This is a genomic window from Domibacillus tundrae (assembly GCF_000970675.1).
Lineage (GTDB): Bacteria > Bacillota > Bacilli > Bacillales > Domibacillaceae > Domibacillus > Domibacillus tundrae.
The window spans coordinates 178,142-194,377 of sequence record NZ_LAJA01000004.1; the positions used below are offsets into that span (position 1 = coordinate 178,142).

The following is a 16,236-nucleotide window of genomic DNA, read 5'->3' on the forward strand; positions in this document are numbered from 1 at the left end:
TTTTTAATAAAAAATTGACTTTTAAGTTAACAACCACCTTTCAAAAGCATTTAATTTTTTGCTTACTGATATGTGAGTGTTTGTTTTCGAACTTATACACTTCCTTTTATAGATTTGCAGTTGTCTCTTTGAGTTTAATAAAATCAAACTTAAAAATCAGTTTGAATAAGGATGTTAATATGCTGGTTATTTTGAAAGGAATTAATTTTCAATCTTCTATATATTATCATGGCAATCCTTTCACTTTATCTATCGTAAACTGTTTCTTTCTGTCGCGCGGCCACATAAATTCGCTTTAATCTAAAAAACAAGCGTTCATGCGGTGTATTGCATGAACGCTTGTTGAGTTTATACTGATTTTAGGGCTGTAAATGTACCATTTCCAGCGATTCATCCCATGTATTCTTTTGCTTGGACGTTTCAGTGATTAATGGGTTACAACCGTTTTAACTGACATGCGGAATGTCAGATTTATAGGCTTCCTTCAAGAAAATAGAGATGTTATCAGAATCGATGAATTGGACTTCTCTTTCTTTCACAACCCTTTTACCGTAGCCCTTTCAACAAGGATTGGTTTTCAGCTTTCGCAGCGTAATGGCTTTATTGAGAGCGTTATACATCGTACCATGTACGATTTCAATCGTTTTCTTGCTATATTGAGCTGCATGAAGACTATTTAAGAATCGTTGATATAGGAGCGGAGTTGAATCCTTTAATGCTATGTTTTTAAAGAATGGATTGATATGGTTCCGTATATTTGATTCATGTATATCATGCGTATTGCGGCGGATCGTATCCTTCTTATGTTCATGCAGCCATTCTTGAAGAAAAGTCTTTAGCGAAATACCAGTTTGCTCAAATCCGTTTTGAAGCTCTTTCTCCCTCTTATGGGCGGCCAGTTGGGCTTCTTTCTTTGTTTTAAAACCGCCTTTCGACTTTTCTTTTGATATATTGGTTATCGGATCTACATAGCTGATGCGAAACTGCCACGTATTTCCCCACTTTCTAAAGAACGCCACTTTATTCAATCTCCTTTCCACTTATGGATTACTTAATACTCAACCTTATTACTATTGCTGGAACAATGTAAGCAGGGAAGAGGGACACTAGTTTCCGTAATAAACCATAGAACATTGAAGCAGCCATTGTTCAAGCCATTCTCCTGCAAAATCTGGTTCAACACCAATTGTCTGGGCAATGATGCTGATGGCTGATTTCTTGTTATCGGTTAAGTCGAGTTTTTTTGAGCAAAAATGCAGAGCAAAGCTCTTGACCTGCCACTCCTGCATTTTTAAAAAGAATGGAGGGAGCGTGTGCTGATTTCCTGCATGACGCAACAGGTGACAAAGCTCATGCGCAAATTCTTGCCATTGCGCAGCTGAAGAGAGGTTTTGGTTCAGCATAATAAGTGAGAACTGACTATGCTCTACGCATTTGCTTGTCCCATCCACATAATCAACCACAATCCTGAGCCTTGCGGAAATTTCTTCAGGATTTAGCTGCCGGGGATGATAAATGCCAATGTTGGTATAAATGTTTTCAATAAAATCTTCTAAATGCGTTTTCGTATAGACCAAAGTCACTGCCTCTTTTACTATTTACATTTATGGAAATATATGTTCTTTTGGGTATATAACAAAACATGCCAAAAAGAAAAGAGAAAAGCAGATAATTGTCAGAGAAAGAAAAAAACTTGTCCTAAAAAAGGACTGGTTTGAGAAAAATTATTTTTTTAATTTGCTGGCACCCCTTTTCAGAAGAAGGAAGAGATCAACACCGCTATATAGTTTCTTCAACTGGCTGTGTCTAATCCTTCTACTGTTGGAAGCAGGACAGTAAAGCTTGTGCCTTTTCCTGGAGTGCTGTCAACATATATCTGGCCACCCATAGCTTTCACAACACTGTAGACAACCATCGTGCCAAGTCCAGTTCCTATATCTTTTGTTGTGAAGAAAGGCACTGCCCAAACGCTCAAGTTGTTCTTCATTCATGCCAATCCCTGTGTCTGCTATAGTAATTAAGGCATTGCTTTTAAAGCGTTTTAGCTCGACTTTTAATTTTCCACCTTGAGGCATAGCTTTAATACCATTTTCCACGATATTTATAAGGCACTGATGAAGTTTTTCCTTTTCACCGGCACTATAAATGGTTTTTTCTAAACTCATTTCAATTTTCACATTATTTATAGCGGCATAAGGTTCAATAAAATTTTTGATACTTGCTAATTCCTTAGGAAGGTCCAATATCTTTACGTTTTCTACTGAGGGTTTTGCAAAGGTAAGATAATCCGTGATCGTAGACTCCGCTTTATCAAGCCCCTCCAAGGCTGTTTCAATTTACTTGTATTTTTGAAGAAGGGAATAATAACACTCAATCTGTGCAATTTTCGATTTTATTTGTATTCTAACAAACAAAATCGAAAACGTCGTCTTCAGCTAAAACATTCTCCTCAATCAAAATCTCCCCAACTTCTTTATTGCCACGACAGGTGACGCACGAATCGTAATCAAGTGAGTGGACGGTAAGATAAACGGCTTTCTCAATATCAGATTGTTGTTTTGTATACTCTTCATAACTTCCATTTTGATGAAAGAAATCAGGTGTTGCATTCGCTATGTTAACGCTGTCATACCATTGGACGTAAGGCTTTCCTTTTGCCGTGCCGACCCGTATTACGGTATAGATGGATTCTTCCGTCCATTTCGCAAAATGATTGCCTGCTTGGTACCAGCCATTTCGTTTTTTGACAATCATATCTATCGTCCTCTCTCTGTTAAACTCTTATACTTAAATGTATGTTACAATTCTCATTTTAATCATACATTGTTAAAAAAATGCAAAAGACTGTCGTTTTTCATGGCCTTTTACCTCGCTAAAGCTTGCAGAATAACAAAATCGAGCAGCTAAGAGGTTATAAACTTTTTTCTTCTTAGATTAACATGTGCCTTTATTTTAACAAGAAAATCAACAACGCTCTTTAACAGAGAAGGGTATTTTCAGGGTAGCCGATTTTTTTGTTCTTTTCAGTGAAACATAAATTATTGAAGAGTGCAGTGAAAAGAAGAATTCGGTGTAATGCAGGGCTGGCAAAGGATTGAGGAGTTTGCTGTCTGCAACACACCATGTTTTATGGTATAGTCAAAAAGATCACGAGGAAAAAAGATGACCATAACAATGTACTAGTGTACTGGCGCCTTGGGATAAATAGGAACTGTTACAGTTGCAATTGTTTTTGTTTTTGTTTTTGTTGAAATTATAATTAATAGAGTAGAGAGGAGAAAATGTCTAAGAATAAAGCCGTATTCTATCAAATTTTACCGGAAGAGTACCCCCACTTCAATCATGTGAAGGGCAAAGCCCGATGATAAGTGGCGGGGTGAATGTCGGTTTGCGAAGCAACAGCCTTTGTTTTTTATTCCAAATTCGATAAAATAATCCTTATAAATAGTGATAATAAGAAGATGGATGGAGGTGTTTGGCGTTGCTGGTCAATAAAGCGTATCGATTTCGATTATATCCGTCCAAAGAACAAGAAATATTGATTGCCAAAACAATAGGCTCCAGCCGTTTTGTATTTAATCGCTTTTTATCCTTGTGGAAAGAAACGTATAAAACAACCGGAAAAGGGCTTTCTTTTAATGTCTGTTCTTCGCATCTTACTCAGCTGAAAAAAGAATTGGAGTGGCTGAAAGAAGTAGATTCGCATGCGTTGCAGTCCTCTTTAAAGAATCTTGTGGATTCGTTTGATCGTTATTTCAGGAAACAAAATGAGGCACCCCGGTTTAAAAATAAACGGAACAACGTGCAATCGTACACGACCAGCATTGAAAAGAAGAACCAAAATCCTGAAGTCAGCATTGCCGGGAACCGGTTGAAACTGCCGAAATTGGGCTGGGTTCGATTTGCGAATAGCCGTGAAGTGAAGGGCCGTATTTTAAATGCAACGGTACGAAAAACGTCATCCGGGACGTATTTTGTCTCCTTTCTTGTAGAAACGGAAGTGAAAGACCTGCCAAAAACAGATTCCACTATTGGTATTGATGTTGGCTTAAAAGATTTTGCTATTCTGTCGAATGGAAAAGTGTACAAGAATCCAACGTTTTTTCGCACATTAGAAGAAAAACTGGCAAAAGCACAACGCATTCTTTCCCGGCGGCAGTGTCTAGCCACTCAGCAGAAAAGACCGTTGGCAGAGGCAAAAAATGTGCAGAAACAGCGTGTCAAGGTGACTCGTCTTCATGAACAGATTGCGAATGCACGGACGGACTATCTGCAGAAAATCACCACCGAAATCATCAAAAACCACGATGTGATCGGAATTGAGGATCTGAACGTATCAAGCATGCTGAAGAACCAAAAATTAGCGAAAGCCATCAGTGAAGTTTCCTGGTCTGAGTTCCGCACGATGCTGGAATACAAAGCGAAATGGTATGGCAGGCAGATCATTGCGGTTGATCCCCGCCACACGTCCCAAAAGTGTTATTCATGCGGGCACACAGCGAAAGAAAACCGTCAAACACAGGCGGCTTTTATTTGTGTCTCCTGCGGCCATTCTGAAAATGCAGACATCAATGCTTCCCGGAATATTCATGAGTTAGCCATCTCGCATTAAGACCACTTGCTTGACCGCAGGAGACTTGCTGCAAAGTCATTTGTACTGCCAACCGTCGGAATTGACGGGTGTAGCCTAATGAATTAGGAGCCAATAGGTTTCTGTACTTAGGAATCCCCCACGTTCAACGAACGTAGTGAGTAACTGGGGGTAATTCAAAGGATTACCTATGGGTTATGAGGGTAATACTATTGTTAGCGAAACTTTTACATCACATTTTAAGTTTTAGAAAGGAAAGATGAGGATGGAGTCAATCTGGCTGGAGTATGCATGGGCATTGTTAATTTTAATCGGGTTAGAAGGGTTGTTATCGGCTGATAATGCCCTTGTACTGGCAGTTATAGCCAAGCATTTACCCGAAGATCAGAAGAAAAAAGCTATAAATTACGGAATCATTATGGCCTTCTTTTTCCGATTTGCTGCACTTTTTGCAATTTCTTTTATCGCAAACGTCTGGCAGGTACAGGCGATAGGAGCAGCTTATCTTCTTTACTTAGGCTTAAAGCATGTCATTCAGGCCCGGTTCGGGAAAGAAAATGAGAATATTCGTGAGGAGGTTGAAGAGGAAGCAGAGGTAGCCGCAGGGAAAGGTTTCTGGCCCACAGTAGGGAAGATTGGTTTAGCCGATCTTGCTTTTGCAATTGATTCGATTTTAGCTGCGGTTGCTATTGCCCTTGGTCTTCCGGATTCACCGCTCGGTAATTTCGGCGGCATGGATGGAGGAAAGTTTATTGTAGTTGTTCTTGGAGGGATTGCTGGCCTTATCTTGATTAAGTATGCAGCAACATGGTTTGTGCAACTTCTTGATCAACGTCCAGCATTGGAAACAACGGCCTATGCAATTGTTGCCTGGGTCGGTGTCAAACTTGCTGTAATTACTCTTGCCCACGAGGACATTGGTGTCTTAGATCATCATTTCCCACACAGCACCGTTTGGACTCTGATCTTCTATGGAGTATTAGTTGGTATTGCTCTACTCGGCTGGTTTGCACCGGCCAATAAGTCATTAGAGAAAGAGAAATTATAAAAGGTAAATATATGAATAATTCTACTTAAACTAACGGATGCTTGAGTTGAAGAAGCTGGCTATAAGAAGAACTCAGAAATGGGTTCTTTTTCTTTTGCTGAAATAGCAACATTAATGTTTAACAGAGATTTGAAAGAATATCGAAAGAGCGTTACCGTTTATAGATGCTATGATGATAGTGTGAAAGATTTAGCGATGGGCCGCATGTTCATGAAGCGGCTTTTTGTTTTACATGTGCGTGTGGCGTCGCAATGATCAATGTGTTCACTATATATGCTTCTGCCATTCCTCCTATTCGAATGTGAATAAAACACATGCGCTGTTGATTCTTACCCGGCATTGCGGCGCTGCACGAAGATGCAATTCTCACAAACTGTTTCCCTCTATCATTTCGCTCTTTATTCGGATAGCGGAATTCATTGCCTCTTCTTCTACTTTTTACATAAGTTTGATATATTGTTTTTAAGGGGGGAATGCTGCTTGAATAAGAAATCTACTCCAAAGATAAGTATCTTATTTTTCATAATAGCTTTAATTTGGACGATTGCCGCTTATAGAAGCTATGGTGATACCTTTTTTTGGCTGTTTATTGTCGTGGCGATATTTAATGTTTACGAAGGCATAAGGCGTATAAAGAAACAAAGAATGAACATATAGTGTATTGTGTCTCCAATAAACATCTATCTTTTTTTGTCAGGTGTAGAGGAGGCCTATTTTTTAAAGACTAAATTTTCAGTTTTAAAAAATTCAAATAGTTAGGAGATTTTGTTTTATGACGATATTGGATAGGTGGCTAGGAAAACAATTAAGTAAGCCAAGAGGAATTTTTTCTACCTTGATAGGTGCTTATATGGCAATAGGCAATCATAAAGAAAATCTAGGGACAATCAAACAGATGAACATACAAGAGAATGATTATCTTCTTGAAATTGGAATTGGAAATGGAACAATGATTAATCATATTGCGAAAAATAATAAACCGAAAAAAATATGTGGAATTGATATTTCTTCCTCTATGGTAAGGGAAGCAAAAAAAATGAATCGTTCTCTTGTCCGTAATAATATCGTTGATATAAGGAAAGGAAGTGTGGGGAAAATCCCTTATCAAGACTCGTCCTTTTCCAAAGTTTTTACCGTTCACACGATTTATTTTTGGCCAGATGTTCAGAAAGGAATTAACGAAATTAATAGGGTTCTCTCTCCAAATGGTACCATTTTTATTACTTTTACGCTGAGAGAACAACTGAAGAAAATGAAAAGAACCAGCGATTTTAAATCTGTTGATCCTGTTGAAATTGAGCAATTATTGGTGAATAATGGCTTTGGGGACGTCCGCATAAATTCACAAAATTCTGTTTGTTATATTTCCGCTCAAAAACTGCCCGTTTAAATTAAATCCTATAGTTAGTATAGGTGTTTCAATTTTACTTGTCATACTAGCACTAGGAAATTTATAACAACTTTAACATACATAGAAAAGACGATCCTGTGATAAATAGAGGATCGGCTTTTGCATCCTTTTTTCCTTCAAGCATGAAAAAAGCCGTATCTGTCATTACACTGGTACGGCTTTTTAATAAATTTTATGCTTAAACCCTTATATTCTTTATGTTGTTGGAAAGTGATATACGTTTTCTATATAACCTTAATAGTGGGCCTCACTAAAATATCGAGAATGCTCTGGGTATAAACTTCACTCCTGAAGCAGGATCTTGCTAGTCATTAGAAGTAAAAACAGCGGTTAAAAAGACTAAGTTATTCTAATTTGCGGATAGACATTAAAAAAATATATTCATTATAATTTGATCTGGATTTAATTTCTCCATATTTAAAAAGGGAGCATCTGTCACTATATAGAAGTGGTGATATTTTTTTAAGCGTTCACCATCCAGTTTCCAGCCTTTTTTTACACGGAAATAAACCGTGTTATTCTCTGCCTCATAAATTTCACGAGTAACATTTACAATTGGCACTTCAGTTTGTGCTTTATTTGGGAAACGCCCTTGCTCACGGTAAAAACACTAGTGTAAGTATTAATAGTATTATAATGTATTTTCAAAAAGCCTCTAAAATAATCGAAATTCTTGATGCGGTAGTAAAAGATGGTGAGCATACACTATTAAGTAAGATTGAATTGGAATCGACTTCTTTAGAAAACGTTAAACAAGTTCTAATACAAGATAGTCCAATTATCTCATTTGATTCTTTATCAAAAATATCGACTCTATCAGTAATAATAAATATCTTTCAATTGCATTGTGTTCTTGTTTAGAAGAGGGTTCGCTTGCTTTAGAAACTTCTAAATGGATAGAGATTGTTAAGCTTTCGATTAGCTTAATAGAAAGAATGGACCCTTCTGAAAGATTAATCACATTTACGGAGATAATAGGTCAAAATATCCCTTTGAACTTTAAGGCATCGCTATTTGATTCTCTAGATTATCGGAAATATTTACATCAAGAAATAAACAAGTATTGCAGTAAGAGCATTAGGTAATCCAATTAATAGCAGCCTATTAGTTAAGACGAATCTTTCCTTTCTGTCCTCTTTTATTTCAGAAAGTACATTTCCCCCAAACCTGTCTCCGTCTATAAATGCCCCGGAAATCGAAGCACTCATTACCAATGATGCTATAGCCACCCCTCCTGTAATTTTATAGAGGAGAGTCAAATCATCGGAGAAAACTGAAATAAGAAGAGTTGTTACAACAATACCAATTCCCACAAAAAAAGCCTTCATATCTTCTCCTCCTTTTCATAAATAAAACATCTCAATCAAAAAATAACATTATAATTATAAAAATACTATACGCCGCAGCGTGTTTAATTTATTTAAGCCTCTTTTTTTGATTACTTTCCAAATCTGCTGCATTTCCTCCAGCTGATCTTCCGGCACTTCTTTCATTTCTTTGAAGAAGAGGTTTAGTTCCGGATTTTTAAAGAACTCCAATATTTCCTTTTCATCCTTGGCAAGACTGGAATTATCATTAGCGTGTCCTTTGATTATATAGTCAGTCGTAACATCGTAGAAGGTAGCTAATTTTTCGAGCGTTTCAAAATCTGGCTGAGTCTTACTTAGTTCGTACCGAGCATACGTGGTACGTGGAACGATTAATGCTTAATCTATCTGCAGCTTCTTGCTGAGAAAGATTTCGAGCTGTTCTTAACGATTTTAAACGGTCCCCGTAAGTCATGTACTCCACCTTAATATTTTAGCTTAGCATGATTTTAATTAATAAAAACTATGAAGAGTGGGCCATCAAAAGTATGAATGCGCCATTTGCAAAGACACGGAATTGATTCTTGGTAAAGACGAAAAAGGGTATGACGTTGCCACTTTTTGCGAATGCAAGGAGCGGAAAGCCTGGAAGTGCCGTTTTAAGCAGTCGATGACCTCAGACGAGTTCCAGAAAGCGAATTTTGAAAACTATGTCACAAACACGAGATATCAATTTGAAATGAAAAAGATGGCGCTTGATTACGTAAATTTATTCTGCATCGTTACCGGAGGCAGACGTCCTAATCTGGGATGACATCGGTAAAACGAGCTGGACCGAAGCACGCGAAACGATGTACTGCCAGATTATCAATGAGCGGTACCGAAAACAGATGCCGATTGTTTTTAACAGTAATGAGGATCGCGGCACATTTACTGACAAGGTCGGTTACGCAGCTGCCAGCCGGCTGATCGGGCAGTGCAGTGATGAAAAATAAAAATTCCTGATGGACGCGGAAGGTCAGGACTGGAGGCTGAGAAAACATGGGTAACCAAAACACAATCATTTTTACAAAGCAGCAGCATTCGCCAAGTGACGTATCAGGATCGGACATGTATATGTTCCAGCCAGGACGGAAACCACTAAGTAAAAAAGAACAGCAGGCAAAAGACGCGGCTTTTAAAAAGCGTCTGGAAGAAGTACGAGAGCGGCTCAGAGCGGAAGGGAAGTCAGGCGGTGATGCCGTGAACCGTTCCTAAGTATATCAGCTGCTGAGAAGCTTACCGGAGAGATTCTTGGAGTGATGGAACTAATTCAAGCATGCGGCAAAACGGACGCCGTACAGCTTATGGCCGGGCGCCGTCTATTCGAAACGTATTTAAATTAGAGGAGGAAAACAGCGTGACACCGATTCAAGGATATGAAAATCTAACCGATGCTGAACGCAGTCTGTTCATTCGAGCGCATCAAAAGCACTTATCATCGTTAAAAAACAGTGAGCGTGACCATTATGGGCTTGGAAATATTGTTGAAGTAAAGGCAAATCCACAACAAGCCGCTATTGATGTTCGATTTCTTAACGGGGAACAGCGGCAATTTACAGCAAAAGGAGTATGGCATTGATAAATTGTACGGTTGCTTAAAAACACAGTCCAAGTGACACTATATTGTGATTTACTCACTGGAACATCGGAAAATAGAGTTAGTGCTCTTACCGTAGCAAATTTTCCGTCTGCTCTGTAATAAACTAGCGCATTGCTAAAGTCAGGTATCACCCCATACTTGACCACTTCTATATATGATCAGCAGAACTAAACTTGAAGCTCTGATTGGTGAAAATGCACAAGAAATATGGGTTGTCTGGGAACAAGATGAAGATGAATAGTTTAATGATTGTCCCGTGATTATCTGTTTTGAAGATTGCCAATTAGAATTATGTGCATATAAAACAGATGAATACGCTGTTACGTTTGATAAAATCCTTGTTTCCCAAGACCTTTCTTGGTATGGAACAGATTTAAAACTTAATTGGGAAAAGAACAAGTTAGAAGAACTCAATTTCGCTATTGGTAAAAGGGTGATTGGAATTGAAATTATTGAAAGATGTAAAAAAACGCAACGGATTATTATTATTTAGCGGGTATTGGGCTTCACTTGAACGATGGCTATTTCGCCATATGTTATGAAGGTTTTAAGAGGAATTTAAAAGAAAGCCATTGTTTTTCAAGGCTTTTTTCTTTTGCTGGAAATAATTGCTCAAAGAAAATCAATGATAAACACCTCTTTATGGATAATTATGACACAAAGGGCGAAACGACCCAATTTGGTCAGTGGAAAGATAAGGGTTTTAGTTAATAGTTCGTTTAATATGTAGAGGAAGAAGAAAAGGGCTAACCGTGCCTTCCTTCTCCCTGCTGTCATCTTATTCGGTCGATAGGCTTTTAATGCAAAAAACAGCCAGAGCAAGTGCCTGGCCGAGAAATGGTTGAGACTATTTCATGATATGAAATTTGAAAAACTATGATTTTATCCGATACTTTTAATGAATGTGAATGGAATCTCCTATTCGAATTTCGCCGTTCTTTACAACGGATGCGTAAACACCGAAACTGCCGGCATTGTTTTTGACAATCGACTTTAACACATTTGGGTCCTTTGGAAGGTCTCCTTGCGCAAGAGTCGTCATCACACAACGCTGTGTCGGCTGCAAAATCTTTAATTGGACGCGGCCGCCAATTGTCAGCACTTTTCCCACCCACTCATTTTCGATAAACCCTTCTGCATCCGGCACATGAATAATGATATTTGGCCTGAAACGTCTTGGTTCAATTCTGCTCTCAGGAATGTGTTTTCTAAGGGTATCAATGGTGGAAGTCGTGATAATGTGAACCATGGCAATATCGAAAAACGTTTCTTGAGGAGAATTGCGCGTAAAAATCGTTCCCGGGTTTTCCAGTTCTTTCATATCCTCTGGTATATAGCCTTCAAACTGGATATCATGTGATGACGGATTGGCCAGTTGAACCGTTCGACCAAAGCTTTCCGTAAGTTTTTCGTCTTGCTCTTCATCTGTACTTAACATTGTCTGGCCGTCTGGAAATGTTATGCGCACTGGCGGGATTGGCTTAGTCAATTCGGGCGGCTCCGTAAAAGCGGCCCGGTATTGAAACATGTCCGGCCATTTAAGTGGGTTTTTCGCGTTTGCCAGTTTGCCTGATGATAGGTCGATTACGCCAAAGGCTCTGTCTCCCAGCAGCCCTTTTTCCGTTAGATCGCATGCATTTATTTCTTCACCTATCATTGATTTGACCGGATATCTCCACAATGAAGCAATTGTTGCAGAAGTCACCTCTATCACTCTCCTACTTTTTGTTGTCGTTATATCCTATTAAATCACAAAGTATGGCCACATACATACTATCAATCCTTAAAAATGAAAACACTTTCAAATTTTCGGTCAGCCTTTCATCTTTTTTCACTTTCATTGTTTGAAGTAAACCTGTAAACCCACTAAAATTCTATTATGAAAAAGAACGATGGAGGGCGAAATGAATTCATTAAATCCAGGTTTAGAAGAGTGGAAGCGGGAAATGCTTGTTCACAAATTTGCGGTAGAGGAGGTGAATACAAAGCTGTAAATTTTAAACGAAGAATTTCAGCGCATTCATCAATACAATCCGATCGAACACATTGATTATAAATGGAGATGAAAGCAGGACAAATTCCTTGGGAAGATGGCTTGTGAGCCGGCAGGTTTTTACATTTACATACTATTTTGGGTATCTTAACTGTATGTATGCCTGGCATTTTAAGTATAATGAAACTAGTCAGATTTTGCATATAATATTTCTTTTTAAGGAATTTTATAAATAAGTCGGATAATATAAAAAAAGAGGTTAAATACATGAGTGAAAGAAGCTTTGGTGATTATAATTTAGGCGATGAAATAAAAAGGGCTCTTACTGTGTTAAAGTACGAAACGCCTACAGAGGTTCAAAGCGAGGTCATACCAAGAGCATTGGAAAATCAGGATCTTGTAGTGAAATCTCAAACGGGAAGTGGCAAGACGGCATCCTTTGGTATCCCTGTTTGCGAAAAAATTGAATGGGAGGAAAAAAAGCCCCAGGCATTAATTCTTACGCCAACGCGGGAGCTGGCCGTTCAAATTCGAGAGGATTTAACAAATATCGGGAGATTCAAACGAATTAAAGCCATGGCGGTTTACGGCAAAGAACCTTTTGCAAAACAAAAAGAAGAATTGAAACAAAAAACCCATATCGTCGTCGGTACACCTGGGCGTGTGATGGACCATATTGAAAGAGAAACATTAATTTTAGACGAAATAAACTACCTGATTATAGATGAAGCTGATGAAATGCTGAACATGGGTTTTGTCGACGAAGTAGAAGCGATCATAAAAAAACTTCCTTCAACTAGAGTTACGATGGTATTTTCCGCTACATTGCCTCAAGATGTTGAAAATCTCTGCCATAAATATATGAAAAATCCGATTAATATTCAGATTGCTTCTGCAGGGATCACTACGAGTGCGACTAAACATCGTGTAATGGAAGTGAAAGAAGAAGAAAAGATTTCATTGCTTAAAGACGTTACAGTTGTTGAAAATCCAGATAGCTGTATGATCTTTTGCAGAACGAAAGAACATGTAAATAGAGTGTTTGCTGAACTGGAAGAATCCGGCTATTCTTGCGAAAAACTTCATGGGGGACTCGAACAAGATGATCGGTTTGCAGTGATGGATGGCTTCAAAACGGGGAATTTCCGTTACCTTGTGGCGACTGATGTAGCTGCGAGGGGAATCGATGTTGATAATGTGACACTTGTAATCAACTATGACGTTCCGATGGAAAAAGAGAGCTATGTCCACCGAACAGGCAGAACGGGGCGTGCTGGCAATAAAGGAAAAGCGATTACGTTTGCGACTCCTTATGAGAGCAAATTCCTTAAAGCAATTGAAAAATACATTGGCTTTGAAATACCTACAAGGGAAGCACCGACGCAACAGGAAGTAGCTAGAGGAAAAAACGCTTTCGAGGAAAAAGTGAGTGGCCGCCGGGTCGTGAAAAACAATAAAACGGCACGAATAAACAAGGATATCATGAAACTCCATTTCAACGGCGGAAAAAAGAAGAAGCTTCGAGCTGTAGATTTTGTTGGAACGATTGCGAAAATTCCTGGAGTAACAGCAGATGATATTGGTATTATTACCATCCAGGATCAGTTGTCATATGTTGATATTCTTAATGGAAAAGGGTCATTAGTTTTACAAGCTATGGAAGAAACAAAAATAAAAGGAATGAAACTCAAAGTTAGCAAGGCAATTAAGTGATTATATTCTCACCAAGGACGATTATGCCAATCATAATCGTCTTTTATTATTGTCTAATTTATATTTGAAGAGATCGATGCCATATATTTTTTTCTAAACAGAATTGAATGACCAAATCGTTCTACAGGGGGAGTCTGTCTTTACGATTGTACAAGGCATTATATAGAATTCAACTTTACTGGAATAACCGAGTATGACTCTCCAATATTATGGGGAAAATAAAAACAAGTCAGGGAAGGGAGGTAAGGAAATGGAAGTAAGTATGAGCATTGAAGAAGTTATGAATCAAATTTCTGAACTAAAGCAAAGAGACGGAGAACAGCTTCGGAAAAAACAAATAAAAAAGTCACATCCAGAGCTAATGAAAAATACATTGTATCATTTTCCAAATTGGGAGGCTGCGATAGAAATGACAGGAGAGTATAGCAGTGGTTCTTAATTATTAAACCTACATAGGTTTATGGTGACAAGTTTATACGCATGAGATTCCTTCATACAGGCAGCGAAATTTTTGTGGATTTTGCAGGTATGGACTTTGTATGGATTTCGTATTTAGGCAAAAAACCTTTCGTTATTTTGTAGTGAGCAGCTATGGAAACCGAAAAGTCCATGTGGCGAGTTGTTGAGGCCATATGGACTTTTATTATGGAGGAAACTCGAATTTTCCAGGTTGCGTTATACCTACTATTGTACAGCAGGGGAAAGGTTTTGATTAAGCAAACTAATGGAAAAGCGCTCATATTTAAGGCGTTTGCTGATTTCCTCAATAGAAATTTTTTAAATTGATCGAATCGCTTTATAAAGCTTTTTTTGAAGGGAATTATTGCTTAGTAAAACCGCAATGGGGTCAGAATTATATTTCAGTTTACGATCGTTAACCAAAAATTCAATTGCATTCTCTCTCATATTTTTTGCTGCTTTTTCGTAAAAAGCAGGGTCTGAATGATCTATCGGGATATCTTTTTCGCTTGGCGCTCCCACAGGATCCATATAACCGGCCAATCTCATTAACTCGAAATAATCCACTTCCAAAGCATTGAACATCTTTCTGATGATCTCCGGGGAAGGGGGCTTATCTTTTCTACCATTTTCTAATTGTGAGAGGCAGCTTTGAGAAACGCCTACAAGAGCAGCAAGTTTATACGTACTCAAGCCTTTCATGATTCGCTATTCTGCATAACAGAGCTAGAAAATAAAATACTTTGAAATTGTTAGGGTAAACAAACCAAAGAGGCTCACGGATTTCCGCTTGCCTCTTTGGTTTGTTTTAGTTCTAGAAAACGATGCTATTTATTAATGTTCGTCATTTTCATTTTGCTCTTGATCGTGTTCGTGGATAGTATTCACCTTGATTGTGCGGTCCGGCTCCCGGCCAAAACCATCAATTTCTAAACGATCCTTGAATGCTTTGATTACAGAGTACGCATTGGTATCGGGTGTATCCAGCATGCCTCGGAAATTCACATATTTGATTCCGTTTTTCTCACTGTAATTGCCTGCATGATTATGCCCGTTGAAGTAAGCCGCTACATTGCCCGCAGACTCCAGTTCCCGCATGATTTCAGCGTCATTCCATGCATTGTGCTCGTTGGCTGGGTATACCGGGTGATGCCCAATCACCACGACTTTTTCATTCTTTTTAACCGATTTTTTAAGAACGTTATGTAACCATGTCATTTGTTCGGAGCCTGCTCCACCATTCCAGGTCTGAGCATTTTCCGCTCCCGACGCCTTTAGTTGATTATACATCTTTTCGGCTTGTTGATATTTCGCGGAACCTGGTTCATTTGCATACAGGCTCAGGTCATTGGTGTCTAACACGACAAAACGCCAGCCTTTTTCAGCAAAGTCATAATATTGATTCTTCATACCCAAAATGTCAACCACTTGGTCTGTTGGTACTGCGAAATCATGGTTGCCGAGCACATTATATTTGCGACCTTCAATTTTGTTGAAATAAGGAAGAATGGTATGAAAACTGTCCAAGTTCCGGTCGATCATATCGCCCATCTGTACGGTGAACTTAAGATCATGCCGATTGAGTTCAGCAGTTGCTTCCTGCAGTTTGCTTATCGAATTCCGGTAATAGCGTACACCCGCTGTATCACAATCACAGTATTGGATATCGGTAATAAGCCCGAATTCAAAGGAAGGCTTTTTGTCTGTACGTTCGTTCTCGTTCCTTTCTGCAGACACAGATGTTGATGCAAATAGAGATAATCCTAATGCGACAGAAGCACTCGTATACATGAATTTTTGTGCCATGACTGGTTTTCTTAGTTTGATTAACATTGATGATACCCCTCTCATTTTTCAACTAACTTTTTCATCATAATGTATTAAAGTGAAGAAATTGATATATTTACTCAATCTTTAGGAATTTTTAAAATCTTAATATTAGATTTACAAGGCCTGCAACTGGGATATCGGCTTTTTTCATTCATTAAAATGAATGGTGTTATAACTTAAAAGTTTAACTCTTTCTTCCGTGTACAATGATATGAAGGTATCAAACGGTATTGTGGCTAGTA

General features: G+C 38.5%; 20 protein-coding genes and 2 pseudogenes. 9 read left to right on the forward strand and 13 right to left on the reverse strand.

Going from position 1 to position 16,236, the window contains the following annotated elements; all coding sequences use genetic code 11:
* Nucleotides 1-560: 560 nt before the first annotated feature.
* The 5 genes from VQ00_RS06265 to VQ00_RS06280 form a co-directional block, all read right to left on the reverse strand.
* Nucleotides 561-1,019, reverse strand: a complete 459-nt coding sequence (locus VQ00_RS06265; RefSeq protein WP_046179289.1) for a tyrosine-type recombinase/integrase — start codon at nt 1,017-1,019, stop codon at nt 561-563.
* An 87-nt stretch (nt 1,020-1,106) separates the two neighbouring features.
* On the reverse strand, nt 1,107-1,577 hold the full coding sequence (locus VQ00_RS06270; protein ID WP_046179290.1) for an ImmA/IrrE family metallo-endopeptidase: 471 nt from the start codon (nt 1,575-1,577) through the stop codon (nt 1,107-1,109).
* A 215-nt stretch (nt 1,578-1,792) separates the two neighbouring features.
* Nucleotides 1,793-1,915, reverse strand: coding sequence for a hypothetical protein (locus tag VQ00_RS19075; protein WP_245618053.1), 123 nt, complete (start codon nt 1,913-1,915; stop codon nt 1,793-1,795).
* Nucleotides 1,866-2,324, reverse strand: a complete 459-nt coding sequence (locus VQ00_RS06275; RefSeq protein WP_052728381.1) for a sensor histidine kinase — start codon at nt 2,322-2,324, stop codon at nt 1,866-1,868. Before VQ00_RS06275 ends, VQ00_RS19075 begins: the two co-directional genes overlap by 50 nt.
* Before the next feature lie 79 nt (nt 2,325-2,403).
* Nucleotides 2,404-2,754, reverse strand: coding sequence for a hypothetical protein (locus VQ00_RS06280; RefSeq protein ID WP_046179291.1), 351 nt, complete (start codon nt 2,752-2,754; stop codon nt 2,404-2,406).
* Nucleotides 2,755-3,481: 727 nt separating this feature from the next.
* Here VQ00_RS06280 and tnpB point away from each other — a divergent pair.
* Both tnpB and VQ00_RS06290 read left to right on the forward strand, forming a co-directional pair.
* Entirely contained in the window at nt 3,482-4,612 is a 1,131-nt protein-coding gene (tnpB, locus tag VQ00_RS06285) for an IS200/IS605 family element RNA-guided endonuclease TnpB (RefSeq protein WP_046179292.1), read from the forward strand.
* A gap of 244 nt (nt 4,613-4,856) precedes the next feature.
* Nucleotides 4,857-5,639 (forward strand): TerC family protein, encoded by a 783-nt coding sequence (locus tag VQ00_RS06290; protein WP_046179293.1) that lies wholly within the window; start codon nt 4,857-4,859, stop codon nt 5,637-5,639.
* A 208-nt stretch (nt 5,640-5,847) separates the two neighbouring features.
* Here the strand turns inward: VQ00_RS06290 and VQ00_RS18465 are convergent, their stop codons facing one another.
* Nucleotides 5,848-6,009 carry a hypothetical protein gene (locus VQ00_RS18465; protein WP_156153984.1) on the reverse strand — a complete coding sequence of 54 codons (162 nt, stop codon included), beginning with the start codon at nt 6,007-6,009 and terminating at the stop codon, nt 5,848-5,850.
* A 402-nt stretch (nt 6,010-6,411) separates the two neighbouring features.
* Here VQ00_RS18465 and VQ00_RS06295 point away from each other — a divergent pair, with 402 nt between their 5' ends.
* Complete coding sequence (locus VQ00_RS06295) at nt 6,412-7,029, forward strand: class I SAM-dependent methyltransferase (RefSeq protein ID WP_052728384.1); 618 nt, start codon at nt 6,412-6,414, stop codon at nt 7,027-7,029.
* Between the two features lie 1,061 nt (nt 7,030-8,090).
* Here VQ00_RS06295 and VQ00_RS06310 read toward each other — a convergent pair.
* The 4 genes and pseudogenes from VQ00_RS06310 to VQ00_RS19485 all read right to left on the reverse strand — a co-directional run bounded on the left by VQ00_RS06310 (nt 8,091) and on the right by VQ00_RS19485 (nt 8,832).
* Entirely contained in the window at nt 8,091-8,378 is a 288-nt protein-coding gene (locus VQ00_RS06310; protein WP_052728386.1) for a DUF5316 domain-containing protein, read from the reverse strand.
* 54 nt (nt 8,379-8,432) lie between these two features.
* Nucleotides 8,433-8,588, reverse strand: a complete 156-nt coding sequence (locus VQ00_RS19080; RefSeq protein ID WP_245618054.1) for a hypothetical protein — start codon at nt 8,586-8,588, stop codon at nt 8,433-8,435.
* Between the two features lie 66 nt (nt 8,589-8,654).
* Nucleotides 8,655-8,750: pseudogene (locus tag VQ00_RS19480) on the reverse strand (helix-turn-helix domain-containing protein); the annotation flags it as partial.
* Complete coding sequence (locus VQ00_RS19485) at nt 8,710-8,832, reverse strand: helix-turn-helix domain-containing protein (protein ID WP_156153985.1); 123 nt, start codon at nt 8,830-8,832, stop codon at nt 8,710-8,712. The pseudogene VQ00_RS19480 and the gene VQ00_RS19485, both read right to left, overlap by 41 nt.
* A gap of 376 nt (nt 8,833-9,208) precedes the next feature.
* Between VQ00_RS19485 and VQ00_RS19085 the strand changes: the two genes are divergently transcribed.
* From VQ00_RS19085 to VQ00_RS06325, 3 genes are all read left to right on the forward strand, one after another.
* A complete protein-coding gene (locus VQ00_RS19085; protein WP_245618055.1) occupies nt 9,209-9,352 on the forward strand; it encodes a hypothetical protein in 144 nt (47 codons plus the stop codon).
* Nucleotides 9,353-9,398: 46 nt separating this feature from the next.
* Complete coding sequence (locus tag VQ00_RS06320) at nt 9,399-9,614, forward strand: hypothetical protein (RefSeq protein ID WP_046179297.1); 216 nt, start codon at nt 9,399-9,401, stop codon at nt 9,612-9,614.
* Between the two features lie 61 nt (nt 9,615-9,675).
* The gene (locus VQ00_RS06325) at nt 9,676-9,978 is read left to right on the forward strand and encodes a hypothetical protein (RefSeq protein ID WP_046179298.1); all 303 of its coding nucleotides are present in this window, start codon (nt 9,676-9,678) and stop codon (nt 9,976-9,978) included.
* A gap of 916 nt (nt 9,979-10,894) precedes the next feature.
* Here the strand turns inward: VQ00_RS06325 and VQ00_RS06335 are convergent.
* Nucleotides 10,895-11,704 (reverse strand): MOSC domain-containing protein, encoded by an 810-nt coding sequence (locus VQ00_RS06335; protein ID WP_046179300.1) that lies wholly within the window; start codon nt 11,702-11,704, stop codon nt 10,895-10,897.
* A 199-nt stretch (nt 11,705-11,903) separates the two neighbouring features.
* On the opposite strand from VQ00_RS06335, the pseudogene VQ00_RS19490 reads away from it, so the two are divergent.
* The 3 genes and pseudogenes from VQ00_RS19490 to VQ00_RS06345 form a co-directional block, all read left to right on the forward strand.
* Nucleotides 11,904-12,047, forward strand: a pseudogene (locus tag VQ00_RS19490) (GTP pyrophosphokinase family protein); the annotation flags it as partial.
* A gap of 212 nt (nt 12,048-12,259) precedes the next feature.
* Nucleotides 12,260-13,705 (forward strand): DEAD/DEAH box helicase, encoded by a 1,446-nt coding sequence (locus VQ00_RS06340; RefSeq protein WP_046179301.1) that lies wholly within the window; start codon nt 12,260-12,262, stop codon nt 13,703-13,705.
* A 250-nt stretch (nt 13,706-13,955) separates the two neighbouring features.
* Nucleotides 13,956-14,144 carry a hypothetical protein gene (locus tag VQ00_RS06345; protein WP_046179302.1) on the forward strand — a complete coding sequence of 63 codons (189 nt, stop codon included), beginning with the start codon at nt 13,956-13,958 and terminating at the stop codon, nt 14,142-14,144.
* Between the two features lie 338 nt (nt 14,145-14,482).
* Here VQ00_RS06345 and VQ00_RS06355 read toward each other — a convergent pair whose 3' ends face one another.
* Both VQ00_RS06355 and VQ00_RS06360 read right to left on the reverse strand, forming a co-directional pair.
* A complete protein-coding gene (locus VQ00_RS06355; RefSeq protein ID WP_046179304.1) occupies nt 14,483-14,866 on the reverse strand; it encodes a helix-turn-helix domain-containing protein in 384 nt (127 codons plus the stop codon).
* A 132-nt stretch (nt 14,867-14,998) separates the two neighbouring features.
* Entirely contained in the window at nt 14,999-15,997 is a 999-nt protein-coding gene (locus VQ00_RS06360) for a metallophosphoesterase (protein ID WP_052728387.1), read from the reverse strand.
* Nucleotides 15,998-16,236: the final 239 nt, after the last annotated feature.

What these genes read in the sequence shown, in the direction of transcription:
- VQ00_RS06295 (WP_052728384.1), top strand. Translation starts at nt 6,412, where the DNA reads ATGACGATATTGGATAGGTGGCTAGGAAAACAATTAAGTAAGCCAAGA.
- VQ00_RS06290 (WP_046179293.1), top strand. Translation starts at nt 4,857, where the DNA reads ATGGAGTCAATCTGGCTGGAGTATGCATGGGCATTGTTAATTTTAATC.
- VQ00_RS06320 (WP_046179297.1), top strand. Translation starts at nt 9,399, where the DNA reads ATGGGTAACCAAAACACAATCATTTTTACAAAGCAGCAGCATTCGCCA.
- VQ00_RS06310 (WP_052728386.1), bottom strand. Translation starts at nt 8,378, where the DNA reads ATGAAGGCTTTTTTTGTGGGAATTGGTATTGTTGTAACAACTCTTCTT.
- VQ00_RS19075 (WP_245618053.1), bottom strand. Translation starts at nt 1,915, where the DNA reads ATGGTTGTCTACAGTGTTGTGAAAGCTATGGGTGGCCAGATATATGTT.
- VQ00_RS06355 (WP_046179304.1), bottom strand. Translation starts at nt 14,866, where the DNA reads ATGAAAGGCTTGAGTACGTATAAACTTGCTGCTCTTGTAGGCGTTTCT.
- VQ00_RS06325 (WP_046179298.1), top strand. Translation starts at nt 9,676, where the DNA reads ATGCGGCAAAACGGACGCCGTACAGCTTATGGCCGGGCGCCGTCTATT.
- VQ00_RS06360 (WP_052728387.1), bottom strand. Translation starts at nt 15,997, where the DNA reads ATGTTAATCAAACTAAGAAAACCAGTCATGGCACAAAAATTCATGTAT.
- VQ00_RS06340 (WP_046179301.1), top strand. Translation starts at nt 12,260, where the DNA reads ATGAGTGAAAGAAGCTTTGGTGATTATAATTTAGGCGATGAAATAAAA.
- VQ00_RS06345 (WP_046179302.1), top strand. Translation starts at nt 13,956, where the DNA reads ATGGAAGTAAGTATGAGCATTGAAGAAGTTATGAATCAAATTTCTGAA.
- VQ00_RS19485 (WP_156153985.1), bottom strand. Translation starts at nt 8,832, where the DNA reads ATGACTTACGGGGACCGTTTAAAATCGTTAAGAACAGCTCGAAATCTT.
- VQ00_RS19085 (WP_245618055.1), top strand. Translation starts at nt 9,209, where the DNA reads ATGTACTGCCAGATTATCAATGAGCGGTACCGAAAACAGATGCCGATT.
- VQ00_RS06280 (WP_046179291.1), bottom strand. Translation starts at nt 2,754, where the DNA reads ATGATTGTCAAAAAACGAAATGGCTGGTACCAAGCAGGCAATCATTTT.